The organism is Corallococcus sp. EGB (genome assembly GCF_019968905.1).
Lineage (GTDB): Bacteria > Myxococcota > Myxococcia > Myxococcales > Myxococcaceae > Corallococcus.
In genome coordinates this window covers 5,193,199-5,207,478 of sequence record NZ_CP079946.1, presented here as the reverse complement: position 1 = coordinate 5,207,478, position 14,280 = coordinate 5,193,199, and the positions used below count along the sequence as shown (strand labels likewise).

Here is a 14,280-nt window from a genome sequence, read left to right as displayed (position 1 = left end):
GGAAGGCCCGAATCTACTCCATCCCATCCCTTTCGCTGGATCCGGGGCTCGAAAATGAACCGGGCTTCATGTTTCCGGGCTGCTAACGCGTTTGACGCAGGCCGAATGCGGCACGGTGCGGGTCCTCGCACACGGCGACGCGGGCCCCGTCCGGCATGACGTGCGTGCCGTTGGCCACGAGCCCTCCTCCTTCGGTGACCGCCGCGAGGGAGCGGTCGAGGTCGTCGACGGCGAAGTAGAAGAGCCAGTGCTGATGGATGTGTGGGCGGCGCGACGTCGATGTGGCCCAGCCAGTGACTCGGGGCGCCGCGCGCGGCGGCGGCTTCGGGCAGGTCAGAGAGCTCCTGCGTCACGTCCGTCCCCAGGACCTTCGCGTAGAAACGCCGTGCCTCCTCGGGCTTGGGGGACCGCAGCTCGTACCAGGAGAAGCCGTTCGTCATGGGTCCTGTCGTACGGGGGATGGCGCGTCCACGTCGATGCCGTCCCGGCGCAGCTCGTCCGCGTGGGCGAGCTGTGCCTGCGTTCCTGGCGGCGACGTGTACCATCCGGGATCGCCGTCTCCGTCCAGGTGGTCGCGCACCTTGAGGATCGTGAACATGCCTCCCATGGTGATCTCGTCGTGGGGGCCCTTGCCTCCCACCATGGCAATGGAGTTCGCGGGCATGGGCATGTGGTGCATGCCTCCCATGTCCCCCATGCCTGTCTGCCCCATGGTCATGTAGCCGGGCAGCAGCGGCCGCACCTTCGCGTCCAGGCCTCCGGGCTTCACTCCCAGCATGTTCGGCAGGTCGTGGCCCATCTGGTTCATCACGTGGTGGGTCATGTGGCAGTGCATCGCCCAGTCTCCGGGCTCGTCCGCCACGAACTCGATGGTGCGCGTGCTGCCCGTGGGCACCAGCACCGTCGTCTCCGGCCACTGAGCGCTCTCCGGGATGCGGCCTCCGTCCGTCTCCGTGATGCGGAACTGGAAGCCGTGCAGGTGGATGGGGTGGTGGTCCATCGCGCTCAGGTTGCCGAACCGGATCCGCACCCGCTCGCCCTTGCGCACCACCAGCGGCTCCGTGCCGGGGAACGCCTTGGCGTTCATCGTCAGGATGTTGAAGTCCGTCATCTCGTTGGGGTCCGGACGCTGTGTGCCCGGATCGATGCGCCACTCGTGCAGCATGATGGCGAAGTCCCGGTCCACGCGCGGGCCCACCGGCTTGCGCGGGTGGATGATGAACATCCCCACCATGCCCAGCGCCATCTGCGTCATCTCGTCGTGGTGCGAGTGATACATGCACGTCCCCGACTGGCGTACCGTGAACTCGTACCGGTACGTCTCTCCCGGCGCGATGGCCTTCTGGTTCAACCCACCCACGCCGTCCATGCCGCTCGGCGTGAGGACGCCGTGCCAGTGCACCGTGGTGGCCGCGGGCAGCCGGTTCGTCACATAGAAGCGCACGCGGTCGCCTTCCACCACCTCGATGGTGGGCCCGTGCACGTGGCCGTTGTAGCCCCAGCACGTCGCCTTGAGGCCGGGCGCGAACTCGTGCTCCACCTCCTCGGCCACCAGGTGGAACACCTTCACGCCGCCCACGAGCTTCCACGGCAGCTTCGCGCCATTGGGTACGACGACGGGACGGTAGCCGCGACCGGCCGGCACGGGCGCCGCCTTCGCTCCGGGCACGCTGGACTGCGCCTGGGCAACGCGGCTCTGCATCAGCAGGGCGCCCGTCGCCAGCGTGGCGCCCGTGCGCGCGAGCAGGCTCCGGCGCGTGAGCGCGGGGGATGAAGCAGACTGCGTGTCCTCGGAGGGGCCCTGGTTTTCGTCAGTGGGCATCGTGGTGCTCATGGGTGGGCTCGGGAGCAGGAGTAGGGGCGGGGGATGGGGCGGGCGCGGCGGCGGTGGAGGGCAGACGTCCTCCCACGAGGCGCTCCAGGTCGGCCCGCGCCATCCAGTAGTCGCGGACCGTCTCCAGGTAGGCCCTCCAGGCCTCCACCTGCTCGCGTCGCGCGAGGAGGAGCGCGGGAAGGCCGATCTGCATGGCGTTGTACTGGCGTTGCGACTCCTCGACGATGGTGGTGCGCAGCGGCAGCACGACCTTCTGGTAGCGCTCCGCCATGTTCCGCAGCGTCACCAGCTTCGCCCTCGTGGATCGCACCTCCGAGCGGGCGTTGACGGCAAGCTCCGTCAGCCGGTCCTCGCCCTGCCGGTGCTGCGCCTCCAGCTTCGCGATGAGCGCCTGGCGCTGATCAAAGACGGGCAGCTCCAGCGACAGCGTGGGACCGAACAGGCGCGGCCCGTTCGCGTCGCGGTGCGTGTGCACGCCCACGTCCACGCGGCCGAAGAACCGCGTGCTGCGCGCCAGCTCCAACGCGTTCCACAGGAGCGAGACCTGCGTGCGGGCCGCGTCGATGTCCAGGCGCTGCCGCATGGCGAGCGTCTCCAGGTGCTCCAGCGATGCTTCGGACGCGGGGACCTCCGGCAGCTTCTGCGTCAGCGTCCACTGCACCCTCGCGCCGTACAGGCCCATCAGGCGGTTGAGGTGCTCCCTCGCTTCGACCAGCGCCAGCTCATCCTGCGCCAGCTCCAACCGAGCCTGCTCCAACGCGGCCTGCTCGGTGGCCAGGGCCAGCACCGTGATGTTGCCCGCGGCGCGCAGCCGGTTGGACAGGTCCGCCGCCGCGTCCGCGGCCTGGAACACCTCGCGGCGCAGCGCGACCAGCTGTTGCCGGGCCTGCACCTCCGTGAACGTCTGACGGACCTCCGCCGTGGTGGCCAACGCCTCGTGCGCGACGCGCAGCGTGTCCGCCTGGAACTGCTCCTTCGCCACGCGCTTGCGCAGGGGCAGCGTGAAGAGGTCCACGAAGCTCTGGACGATGGAGAACTCATGTTCGGTGACGCCATCCGAGGACAGCGGGAAGCCGATGCTCCCGTCGAAGGACGGGTTGGTGAGCAACCCGGCCTGCACCATGTCCGCCTGGGACACGCCCAGCTCCTCGTACGTCCCCTGGAGCGCGGGGTTGTTCAGCAGGGCCACCTCCACCGCGCGATCCGACGTGAGGTCGCCGGCCAGCAGGGCGTCCAGGTGCTGTTGCACCTGCGCATCCTCGGGGGTCCCCTGATTCCAACGCGTCTTCAAACCTGTCCGCTCCTCGACGAGCGCCGCCACTTCCTGGTGGCCGCGCTCCTTCTGGACGGACGCGCAGCCACCAAGCAGCAGAACCGAGAGGAGCCAGGGGGATTTCCAATACACACGAGACCTCGAAAAAGGGCGCGTCCGTACGACAGCCAAGACACCAATGCTTCGCCTACAACACGCCGTGATGCGCGGCGCCCATGCCAGGCGACGCGAGCCGACCCACCCCAGGAACGAAGCGGCCTACACGCGCCGCGTAGTGCTGATAGGCGCCGCCGTGCAGGCGGAGCAGGTGGTCCTCCTCCAGCCGTACCTGGAGCGAGACCAACAGCACGTAATCGAGCCAGCCCATCGCCGTCCAGGCGCTTGGAGTGGCGAGCGCGATGCCTGTCACCACGACGAGCATCCCGCTGAAGATGGGATTGCGCACGACGCCGAAGAGCCCGCCCGTCACCAGCTCCGTCCGATCCGAGTCGATGCCGATGCGCCACGACGCGCCCATCTGCACCTGGGCCGTCACGGTGACGATGAACCCCACGGCGACCAGGGCCCAGCCGCTCCACCGGAGCGCCTCCGGCACGTTCCACACGCCCAGCGGTTGCTCGTCGGAGGCGAGGTACGCCGCGCTCCAGAGCACGATGGCTCCCATGAACAGCGCCATGCCCACGCCGATGACCCGTTGGAGCGGCGGCCCGGAGCGGTGCAGCACCAGCGCCGGGCGGCCTGTGCGACGACGCAGGCGCACCGAAGGCAACACCATGGCGAAGAGGAGGAAGGCGAGGGTGGCGGCGGGCAGGGCCGGCCGGGTGAAGGTGGCGACGTCCATGAGGACTCCTGTTGCGTTCTCCCACGCTGACGCTCGGCCCCGCCCGCTCTTACACCTGATCTCTTCGTGCGGGCGCGCAATCACAGTCCGTGCAGCCCTGGGCGCAGCAGTGACCACACAGCTCCACCAGCCGCTGGCCCAGCGCCTTCCGGGCGCGGTGCAGGCGCACGCCCGCGTTGCTGGCGGAGAGGCCTGCCTCCTGTGCATACGCGGCCACGGAGAGGCCTTCCAGGTCCACCCTGCGGACGGCCTCCGCGTACTCGGGCTTGAGCGTCCCCGCGAGCCCCGCCACGCAGCCGCACACCGTGGCCTCCAGGCCGGAGGCGTCCTCGGTGGACAGCGGCTGCTCGTGGGCCAGGGACTCGAGCGCCGTGGCTTCACGCCGGCCCCGGCGGTATCGGTCCACCAGCGCGTTGCGCAGGAGGCGGTAGAACCAGGCCACCGCGCTCTGGTCCTCGCGCAGGGAACCTCCCTGCTCCATGCCCTTCACGAACGCGGCCTGCAGCACCTCGCTCGCCGCTTCCGGGCTGCCCACGCGCGGCGTGAGGAACGCGAGGAACGCATGGCGATGGCGCAGCAGTGCGTCCAGCGCCTCCGGTGAAAGGCTCATGAGGCGGCCTTTCGGATGGCTCGGCGCGCCCTGAGTCGCTCCTGGAACCCGTGCACCAGCGCGTAGAACGTGGGCAGGGCCAGCAGCGTGAAGAGGGTGGATGTGACGAGCCCTCCCACCATCACCACCGCGAGCGGGCGCTCGATCTCCGTCCCATGCAGCGGCAGCACCAGCAGCGGCAGCAACCCGAGGATCGCCGTGCCCGCGGTCATCAGCTTGGGCCGCACGCGGCCGAGGCTGGCCTCTCGCACGGCTTCCGGGAAGGGCTTGCCCCGGCGCATCAGATCCTTGGTCTGCGCCACGAGCACCAGGCCGTTCTGCACCGCGATGCCGAACAGGCCGATGAGCCCCACCAGGCTGGACACGTTCCAGGTCTCTCCCGCGATGAGCAGCGCGAGGATGCCGCCCACGAACGCGTCCGGCAGGGTGGCCAGGATGACCAGCGCCTCCGCCACGGAGTCCAGCGCGAGATACAGCAGGACGAACACCGCCAGCAGCGCCAGGGTGATGGCCCCCGTCAACGCCTGCGCCGCGCGCTCCTGGCTCTCCACCTTGCCACCCACGTCCACGAAGTATCCCGTGGGCAGCTTCAGCTGCGTGGCCAGCACCTCGCGCACCTCCTTCGCCGTGCTGCCCAGGTCTCGGCCGGACACGCCCGCTTCCACGGCGATGCGCCGGCTGCCTGCTTCCCGGCGCACGCTTCCCGCGCCGGACGTCTCCTCGATGGTGGCCAGCTGGCTGAGCGGGATGCGCGTGCCGTCGTGCCCGTCCACCAGCAGGTTTCGGAGGGCGTTCACGTCGCCCCGGCGGTGATCCGCCAGCCGGAGCACCAGGTCGTAGCGGCGCTGGCCCCGCCAGATCTGCGCGAACTCCTCGCCCACGAGCCCCACGCGGATGGCCCGGATGACGTCTCCCGGCGTGAGTCCCACGCGCGCCACCGCCGCGCGGTTCACCGCGACGCGCAGCTGCGGCAGCCCGCTCAGCCGCTCCACCCGCAGGTCCTCCACGCCGTCCACCTTCGCCATCAACGCGCGCGTGCGCTCCGCGAGCTCCGCCAGCGTGTTCAGGTCCGGCCCGAAGATGCGCACGGAGAGGTCCGCGGGGCTGCCTCCCAGCCCTTCGTCGATGCGCATCCCCAGCGGCGTGGTGAAGAGCACCGACACGCCAGGGACCTTCTCCACCGCCTCGCGCATCCGCGACTCCAGCGACTCCCGGCCGGCGGCCGCGTCCTTCTTGAGGACCACCAGCACGTCGGACAGGGTGTGGGGCATCGGGTCCTCGGTGCGTTCGGCGCGGCCGGTGCGGCGCACCACGTCCTCCACCTCCGGGAACTCGCGCAGCACGTCCTCCACGCGGTGGTTGAGGCGGTCCACCTCGTCGAGTGACGCCTCCGGGGGCAGCACCGTCTGGAGCAGGAACGCGCCTTCGTCCAGCTTGGGCATGAAGTCGCTGCCCACCATGAAGGCCAGCCCCAACGCGGGCACGGTGATGGCCAGCGCCACCACGCGCACGAGGCCCGCATGGCGCATGCACTTCTCCAAAACCGGCGCGTACGCGGCCTTCACCTTGCGGATGAGCCACACGTCCTCCGGCGCATCCTCGCGCGGCGCGCGCAGCAGGAGCCCCGACACCACCGGCACCAGCGTGAGCGCCAGGGCCAGTGACGCCGCCAGGCACGCCACCACCGCCGCCGCGAGCGGCTGGTACATGCGGCCCTCGATGCCCGTCATCGCGAACAGCGGGATGAACACCGAGACCACGATGAGCGTGGCGAAGGCGATGGGGCGGCCCACCTCCAGCGCCGCCGCCAGCGCCTCGTCGCGCACCGGGCGGCGGCCCTTGCCCTCGCGCAGGTCGTGGATGACGTTCTCCACGACGATGATGGCCGCGTCCACGAGCAGGCCCACCGCGATGGCCAGGCCTCCCAGCGTCATCGTGTTGAGCCCGATGCCCGCCGCCTTGAGCAGCAGGCCCGCGAGCGCCAGCGACAAGGGCAGGGTGAGCGTGACGATGAGCGCGGCGCGCCAGTCCCCGAGCAGCAGGAAGAGCACCCCCACCACCAGCACCGCGCCCAGCAGGATGGCGCGGCCCACGCCTCCCAGCGCGGAGCCCACCAGCTCCGATTGATCATAGACGACGCGCAGCTGCACGCCCGGCGGCAGCGAGCGGCGCAGCTCGTCGATGGCCGCGCGCACGCCTGCGGCCACGCGCACGGTGTCCGCGCCGAACTGCTTGCTCACGCGGCAGCTCACCACCTCGCCCTGGAGCCGGTGCGCCAGCCCCCGGCGCACCGCGGGGGCTTCTCGCACGTCCGCCACGTCTCCCAGCAGCACCGGCGTTCCGTCCCGCAGCGCGACCACGGTGTTGTTCAGGTCCTCCACCGTCTCCGCGCGCCCTACCGCGCGCACGGTCCACTCCATGGGGCCCTGCGTGACGAAGCCTCCGGACGCGTTGACGCTGGCGCCCTCCAGGCCGTGTTGCACTTCGTCCAGGGTGATGCCTCGCGCCACCAGTTGATCCGGATCCAACAGCACCTGGAACTGGCGCAGGTAGCCGCCCAGCCGCTCCACGCCCGAGACGCCGGGCACCGCGAGCAGCCGGTTCTTGATGTCGAAGTCCGCCAGGTCGCGCAGCGCCATCAGGTCCGCGCTTCCGGGCTCCGCTTCCAGCGTGAATTCGAAGACCTCGTTGAGCCGGCCGGTGAGGCTGGACACGAGCGGCGCGTCGGTGCCGGGCGGCAGCTCGCCCTCCGCCTGCGCCACGCGCTCCGCGACGTACTGGCGGCTGCGGAAGTAGTCCGCGTCCGGTTCGAACTCCACCGTCACCTGCGTGACGCCCAGCTGCGAGGTGGAGCGGATGCGGCGCACCTCCGGCAGGCCCGCCAGCGCCACCTCCATGGGGATGGCCACCGCCGTCTCCAACTCCTCGGCGCCCATGGCCGGGTTCTGCACGATGACGTTGAAGATGGGCGCGGACAGGTCCGGGAACACGTCCTGGCGCAGGTTGCGCAGCGACACCGCGCCGAAGGCCGCCAGCGCGAGGACGACGAGCACCGTGAGGCCGGGCCGGGTGAACGATGCGCGGAGGATGCGCCCCGGCAGGGTGTCGCGCGGATCAGTGTCCATGTTCGTCGCCTCCGCCCCGGGACTTCTCCACCTCGGCCTTGAGCAGGAACGCGCCCTCGACCACCACCTCGTCACCCACCGCGAGCCCCGACAGGACCTCCACCTGTGTGCCCAGGCTGCGGCCCCGGCCCACCTCGCGCTGTTCGAAGACGCCAGCCTCGGGGGTGGGCAGGAACACCACCCAGCCGTTCTCCAGCCGCTGGAGTGCTGCCGCGGGCACGGCCGTGAGCGTGGCGCCCGGCTCTCCCAAGGGGATGGACGCGGACGCGGACATGCCCGGCCGCAAGAGCCCCTTGCTGTTGTCCAGCTCCAGGCGCACGGGGATGGTGCGGCTGCGCGGATCCACCTGCTGCCCCACGTGGCCCACCTTCGCGGCGAACTCCTGGCCGGGGAACGCGGCGAGCGTGACGCGCGCCTCCGCTCCGGGCTTCAGGCGCACGGCGTCCCGTTCGAATGCGTGCACGACGAGCCACAGCGATGACAGGTCTCCGATGCGGAAGAGCGGCTGCGCTGGATCCGCCATCTGCCCCAGCCGCGCGGTGCGCTCCACGATGGCGCCGTCGATGGGCGCCTTGAGCACGAAGCCCGAGGCTCCGTCTCCTCCGCTGCCCGCGCCCAACGCCGTGAGCGCGGCCTTCGCGGCGGCGACGTCCGCCTCCGCGGCGGCGGCGTCCGCTTCCGCCGCCTGCGCGTCCTTGCGCGCGACGATGCGCTCCTCGGCCAGCGCGCGCTTGCGGTCCGCGGCCTGCCGCGCGGCGGTGGCGCGGGCCTGGGCGGCCTGGAGGTTCGCTCGGGCGCGGCCCAGCTCCGGACTCTGGAGCTCCGCCAGCCGCTGTCCCTGCTTCACCGCCTGGCCCGTCGTCACGGCGACGGCGGCGACCCTCGCGGACACCGGCGTGGAGACCTCCGCGTATGCATCCTCGCTGAAGGTCAGCTCCCCCAGCGCGGTGACGCTCTCTCCGCCCGGGCGGGCCTCCACCCTGGCGGTGGTGACTCGCAGGTCGCGGAGCATCTCCTTCGGGACGTGCACGTGGATGACGTCCCCGGACTCGATGTGGAGCTTCTCCTCGGCCCCTTCGTCGCGGCCGTGTCCGTGAGCGTCGTCGTGCTCCGCCTTGGAGGACTTGCAGGCGGTGAGGCCCACGAGGGCCGCCATCAGCAGCAGGGTGGGCTTCATGGCAGGACTCCGTTTTCCACTTCGAGCTGTACCCGGGTGAGGGCCAATCGCAGCAGGCCTTCGAGCCACGCGGCCCGCGCCTCCAGCGTGTCGCGGCGCACGAGGAGGAAGGCCGCGAGGTCCATCTCCCCGGCGTCGTACGAGCGCTGCGCCAGCGCCTCGTTGTCGTCCAACAGCGGCAGCACCTGCTCCAGGGCTCCGAGCGCATCGCGACTCGCGCGGTAGCGGTACTCCGCGGCCTGGACCTGGGCGGGCACGACGGTGCGCGCGGCGCGGAGCTCCGCTTCGGCGCGGCTTGCGTCCGCTTCCCCCACGAGGCGCGCCTCCTGGCCTCGGGCGAAGAGGGGCAGGGGCACGCTGAGCGTCCCCAGGAACACCGTCTCGTCCGCCTCCTTCTGGTAGCGCAAGCCCACCGCCACGTCCGGCAGCACGAGCCGCCGGCCCAGCGTCGCGATGGCCTTCGCCTGGACCTGCTCCTGCTCCAGCGCCACCAGGTCCGCGCGCTTCTCCGCGCCGTCCGGCGAAGTGCGGACAGGTGCCAGCGCGAGGGTGCGCAGGTCATCCTCGTAGGGGACCTGGGGGCTCGCGCGGTAGCCCACGCATGCCTCCAGCTCCTCCCGCAGCGCGTGGACCTCGCCCGACGCGACCTGGACCTCCGCGCGGGCTCGGGCTTGCGCCACCTTCGCCACGTTGAGGTCCACCGCGGGCACGTCCCCGGCCGCGTAGCGTTTCTCCGTGGCCTGGACGGTGCGCGCCGCCGCCTCCTCCGCGGCGTTCACCAGCTTCTGCCGCTCCCGGGCCAGCAGCAGGCGCAGGTACGCGGCGGCCACGTCGCCCAGCACCCGACGTTCCGCGTCGCGCAGGCGGGCCTCTTCCATGGACAGGCCGGCGCGCGCGGCCTCCCGTCGCAGGCCCTGCTTGCCGCCCAGTTCGATGGGCTGCGCCAGGCCCACCGCGACATCGACTCCACGGTCGCCGTTGGTGAGCCGTCGCGGGCCCATCTGGAAGTCCAACTGCGGGTTCTCGCGCAGCAGCGGCGCGGCGCTCGCCAGCGGGCCCTGCGCGGCGCGCACGCGGGCCCGGGCCTCTATGAGCGCCGGGGCATGCTCGCGCGCCAGGGCAAAAGCGTCCTGGAGCGTAAGACGGGAAGGAGCCGCGCCACCCGGGCGCGGCCATAGCAGGGCGGCGGCCAGCCCGAGGGCGGCCGTCGCGGAACGGATGGACACGGTGGAAGACCTCTTCGGAAAGGCGGGCCACGCGCGCCAGCGCACCCGGGCAAGAGCCGGGCACACCGGTGGCGGGGCGCGTGCGGACGACGGACGACGCGGGCCTTACGCGAGAGGGAATCTGGGGACGTGCAGGATGTCATCCGCTTCGGCGGACGACGGCTCGGCGGCTTCGAGTGTGATGGGGGGCTCCCGGAACGGGGAGTCCCCGAGCCCCGGCAGCGGCGTGGCGACGGCCAGCGGCCTCACATGGGTGCAGCACGCGCAGTCCACACAGGTGGGAGCGCACTTGCCCTGCGCGTCGTCATCCGCGCAGCCCGTGAGGCACGTCTCCGCCTGCGCCGGCGCGAACGCGTGCGCGAGGCCGCCCCCCACGGGAGCGAGCAGCATCAGGCAGATGATGAGCCAGAGTCGGAGCACCGGGGCGGTCTTCTAGCACGCCCCGGATGAAGGTTGCACGCGGTGTGGAGTGAGGGCGAGCGGCGCAGGGAGCGCTGCTCAGCCGCCAATGCCCTTGCGCAGGCGGGCCCAGTCGAAGTTGGACGCCGGGTCGTCCTTGCGGCCCTTGGGCACGGCCACGTCCTTGTGCCCGAGGATGTTCTTCATGGGCACGTCGTACTCCTGCTTCAGGTAGCCCACGAGCTTCGTCAGCGACTTGTACTGCGCCTCCGTGAAGGCCGTCTTGCCGCTGCCGTCGTTGACCATCTCGATGCCGATGGAGCGCGCGTTCACGTCCGTGGGCACGCCGTGCAGCTCCGACTTGCCCGCGTGCCACGCGCGCTTGGTGTCACCCACGAGCTGGTAGATCTTCCCGTCGCGGTCCAGCATGTAGTGCGCGGACACCTTGCTGTCCGGGTTGCGCATCCACGCCAGGTCCCCGGCGCCGTTGTTGGAGCCGGTGTGGTGCAGCACGATGGTGTCGATGTCCGCGCCATCGCGCGAGTCGCTGTTGGGCGAAGGCGCGCTGATGACCGCCGGCTTGGTGAACTTCCCCGGCTGCGTGGGCGTCGTCGGCGTGGAGACCTTCGTCAGCGCCTTCTTCAGCGCCGCCGCCGTCTGATCCCCGTAGTAGCCGGTGGCGGGCACCTGGTGGTCGGTCTGGAACTTCTTCACCGCCGTCTCGGTCTGAGGCCCGAAGCTGCCGGCGCCCGTGTTCATCTGCGCCTGCGTCATGTAGCCGAGCTTCACCAGCCCCTGCTGCAGCTGCTTCACCTTCGCCCCGGAGTCCCCCTTGCCCAGGCCCGCCGGCGGCGCCGTGAGGGCCGTGGACGCGGCCGCCGTGCGCTTGGAAGCTGCGGCGGTGCGGGGAGCCGTGGCGGCGATGTTCGCAGTGGCGGTGGCGGTGGCGCGGGAGGGCTGGGCGCGGACGGTCATGGTGTAGAATTCCCGGAATAGTAGATAGATGTCTCTTTCGCGATTATCGACCGGGCGTCCTGGAAGTTGTGTGCCGCGACTGCAACGAAAGCGCCCTGATGGCCGGGATGAGGACCGGGCCTCAGGGCGGCGTCACTGCGTTCGGCGGCGGGTCGGTCAGGTGCCCGCGGCGCGGCGCGGCGACGTGGTGCGTGCAGGCCCTTCGCCGTGCACCTGGGAGTACGGATCCAACGGGTCGCCCCCCAGCGACTCCAGCTCCACCCGCATGCCCAGGCCCAGGCTCCGCGCGTGGTCCAGGAGCAGGCGCGTCACCACGTGGTCCTCCAGCGCGTGGCCGGTGGAGTCGAACACCGTGTTGCGCTCGCGCCAGCCCGCGAACTCCTCCGGCTGCTGCACCACGGTGGCCAGGTCCGGGCCAATCTGATCCGGATGGAGCTGCTGGCACTCGCCCTCCAGGCGCGCCTGGGCGGGGAAGTCCGGCACGACGAGGCTGCGCCGCAGGAGCGCCAGCGGCAGCTCCGCCTTGCCCGGCTGATCCGAGCCCACCGCGTTGACGTGCGCGTGCGGCTGGAGCGCGTGGCCGGAGATGACGGGCCCGGCGCCCGGAGACACGGTGGTCGCGGTGCAGAGGATGTCCGCGCGAGCCTCCAGGTCCGGCAGCAGCGTGGGGCGCACGTCCAGCCCCAGGAACGCCACGCGCCGCACGAAGGAGCGCGCCGCGTCCGGATCGACGTCGTGCACCAGCACTTGCTCCAGCCGGAACACGCGGCTGAGCGCATGCAGCTGCGAGACGGCCTGCGCGCCGCAGCCCACCAGCCCCAGCACCCGGCTGTTGGGAGACGCGAGGTAGCGGCTGGCCACCGCGGACGCCGCGCCGGTGCGCAGCGCCGTGGCGAACACGCCATCCATCACCGCCACCAGGTGCCCCGTCTTCACGTCATGAACGCTGTGGGACGCGACCAGCGTGGGCAGCCCCGCCTCCCCACGGTTGGTGGGCAGGGAGGCGGACACCCGCATGGTCAGGCTGTCCCCGCGCCGCAGGGCCGGCATCCAGCCGAGGGTCCCGGAGGGCCGGGGCTGGCCCACCACCTGGAAGCCCTCCCGCTTGGGCACCTGGAGGACGGATTCGTCGAGCTCCCGCAGCGCCACGGTGAGTGCGTGGATGAGCTCGTCCATCAGCACGTGCAGACCCACGCCCTCCACGAGCGCGCGCAAGTCAGAGGGACCAAGCAGGAGGGTGCTGGAATGCGAGTGCGTCATGCACGCGGAGTCTACGCCCCTGACAGGAATTGCAACGGGTCAGTTTTGATTACGAATTCCTGTCTCGCTGTGGCTTTTGAATGCAGGTGCAGGGAACAAGGTGGCAAGAGGACCGTGTTGGAACCGGGCGCTCGACTCCGGCGGATTCAGGTGGTCCCGGCCTCCTGTCCGCCCGCCGAGCCGCTCCACCTCAACGCCCGAGTGAACGCACCCTTGAAGCCCTCCGTTCCCAGGACGCCCGCACTGACCACCGTCTCCGAGCTGTCTCGCCGCCGCCCCGGTGTGGATTCACCAGGCGCACTCCGCGCGCGCATCCTGCTGGTGGATGACACGCCGTCGAACCTGCTCGCGCTGGAGGCCATCCTGGAGCCGCTCGGCCAGCAGCTGGTGTCGGTGCGCTCGGGTGACGAGGCGCTGAAGGCGCTGCTGCTGGACGAGTACGCGTGCGTGCTGATGGACGTGCAGATGCCGGGGCTGGACGGGCTGGAGACGGCGCGCCTGGTGCGCACCCGCGAGCGCACGAAGCACCTGCCCATCCTCTTCATCACCGCGCTCAGCCGCGAGGCGGCCTACGTCACGCGGGGCTACGAATACGGCGCGGTGGACTACCTGCTCAAGCCGGTGGACCCGGACATCCTGCGCGCCAAGGTGTCGGTGTTCGTGGAGCTGTACCTGCGCGGAGAGAAGCTGCGGGAGCAGGCGCTGGAGCTGGCGGAGCGCCGGCGCGTGGAGGAGGAGCTGCAGCGCGCGACGGAGCTCGAGCAGCAGCTGGTGGGAATCGTGGGGCACGACATCCGCACGCCGCTCGCGGCCATCCTCACCACCGCCAACGCCCAGCTGTCGCGCGAGGCGCTTCCGGAGGGCCAGCGCAAGGCCTTCGAGCGCGTGGCCCGGGGCGGCGAGCGCATCCAGCGCATCGTGGACCAGCTGCTGGACTTCACCCGCGCGCGCGTGGGCGGAGGCATCCCGGTGGTGCCGGGCGCGGGCGACCTCAATGAGCTGTGCCGCAAGCTGGTGGACGAGCTGCGCGCGGCGCGCCCGGAGCGCTCCATCCTCTGCGACTTCGCCCGGGACACCCTGCCGGGAGTGTGGGACCTGGACCGGCTGGCGCAGGTGGTGGCCAACCTCCTGGACAACGCGCTCAAGTACAGCCCGCTCGATGCCCCCGTGCGCCTGCGCACCTATGAGCAGGGCGCGGACACCGTCCACCTGGAGGTCCAGAACGCCGGGGCCCCCATCCCCGCGCACCTGTTGCCCACGCTCTTCGAGCCCTTCCGACGCGGCAATGGCCCGGGCCAGCGCGAGAGCCTGGGCCTGGGGCTCTACATCGCGCGCAGCATCGTGGAGGCGCACGGCGGGACCCTCCGGGTGGAATCGACCCCGGACGTTGGTACGATCTTCTCCATCTGCCTTCCGCGTCAGGCTTTGGCCGATACGCGCGCGGACTCCTCGTGTGCGGGCGTCGCCGCGCCCCTGACGGCCTGAAACAGAGTGAACGTCGCGTCACGGGCGAGGCATTGCAGTGCTGGCTGATAAGTCCAGATAAAAGCCATACAACAA

General features: G+C 71.1%; 12 protein-coding genes. 1 reads left to right on the top strand and 11 read right to left on the bottom strand.

The window, feature by feature from the left end; translation table 11 throughout:
- Positions 1-82: 82 nt before the first annotated feature.
- From KYK13_RS39350 to KYK13_RS21540, 11 genes are all read right to left on the bottom strand, one after another.
- A complete protein-coding gene (locus tag KYK13_RS39350; RefSeq protein ID WP_370645436.1) occupies positions 83-337 on the bottom strand; it encodes a VOC family protein in 255 nt (84 codons plus the stop codon).
- 99 nt (positions 338-436) lie between these two features.
- Complete coding sequence (locus KYK13_RS21585) at positions 437-1,822, bottom strand: multicopper oxidase family protein (RefSeq protein WP_223632316.1); 1,386 nt, start codon at positions 1,820-1,822, stop codon at positions 437-439.
- A complete protein-coding gene (locus tag KYK13_RS21580; RefSeq protein ID WP_223632314.1) occupies positions 1,812-3,083 on the bottom strand; it encodes a TolC family protein in 1,272 nt (423 codons plus the stop codon). The genes KYK13_RS21585 and KYK13_RS21580 overlap by 11 nt, the downstream gene beginning before the upstream one ends.
- Positions 3,084-3,294: 211 nt before the next feature.
- The gene (locus KYK13_RS21575; RefSeq protein ID WP_223632311.1) at positions 3,295-3,948 is read right to left on the bottom strand and encodes an isoprenylcysteine carboxylmethyltransferase family protein; all 654 of its coding nucleotides are present in this window, start codon (positions 3,946-3,948) and stop codon (positions 3,295-3,297) included.
- Between the two features lie 49 nt (positions 3,949-3,997).
- Positions 3,998-4,558, bottom strand: a complete 561-nt coding sequence (locus tag KYK13_RS21570) for a sigma-70 family RNA polymerase sigma factor (RefSeq protein WP_223632309.1) — start codon at positions 4,556-4,558, stop codon at positions 3,998-4,000.
- Positions 4,555-7,683, bottom strand: a complete 3,129-nt coding sequence (locus tag KYK13_RS21565) for an efflux RND transporter permease subunit (protein WP_223632307.1) — start codon at positions 7,681-7,683, stop codon at positions 4,555-4,557. Before KYK13_RS21565 ends, KYK13_RS21570 begins: the two co-directional genes overlap by 4 nt.
- The gene (locus KYK13_RS21560; protein ID WP_223632305.1) at positions 7,673-8,860 is read right to left on the bottom strand and encodes an efflux RND transporter periplasmic adaptor subunit; all 1,188 of its coding nucleotides are present in this window, start codon (positions 8,858-8,860) and stop codon (positions 7,673-7,675) included. The genes KYK13_RS21565 and KYK13_RS21560 overlap by 11 nt, the downstream gene beginning before the upstream one ends.
- The gene (locus tag KYK13_RS21555) at positions 8,857-10,086 is read right to left on the bottom strand and encodes a TolC family protein (protein ID WP_223632303.1); all 1,230 of its coding nucleotides are present in this window, start codon (positions 10,084-10,086) and stop codon (positions 8,857-8,859) included. Before KYK13_RS21555 ends, KYK13_RS21560 begins: the two co-directional genes overlap by 4 nt.
- A gap of 105 nt (positions 10,087-10,191) precedes the next feature.
- Positions 10,192-10,506 carry a hypothetical protein gene (locus KYK13_RS21550; protein WP_223632301.1) on the bottom strand — a complete coding sequence of 105 codons (315 nt, stop codon included), beginning with the start codon at positions 10,504-10,506 and terminating at the stop codon, positions 10,192-10,194.
- Positions 10,507-10,584: 78 nt separating this feature from the next.
- Complete coding sequence (locus KYK13_RS21545; protein WP_223632299.1) at positions 10,585-11,460, bottom strand: N-acetylmuramoyl-L-alanine amidase; 876 nt, start codon at positions 11,458-11,460, stop codon at positions 10,585-10,587.
- 156 nt (positions 11,461-11,616) lie between these two features.
- Positions 11,617-12,720 carry an ornithine cyclodeaminase family protein gene (locus KYK13_RS21540; protein ID WP_223632297.1) on the bottom strand — a complete coding sequence of 368 codons (1,104 nt, stop codon included), beginning with the start codon at positions 12,718-12,720 and terminating at the stop codon, positions 11,617-11,619.
- A gap of 213 nt (positions 12,721-12,933) precedes the next feature.
- Here KYK13_RS21540 and KYK13_RS21535 point away from each other — a divergent pair, with 213 nt between their 5' ends.
- Positions 12,934-14,205 (top strand): ATP-binding protein, encoded by a 1,272-nt coding sequence (locus tag KYK13_RS21535; protein ID WP_223632295.1) that lies wholly within the window; start codon positions 12,934-12,936, stop codon positions 14,203-14,205.
- The last annotated feature ends 75 nt before the right edge of the window (positions 14,206-14,280 follow it).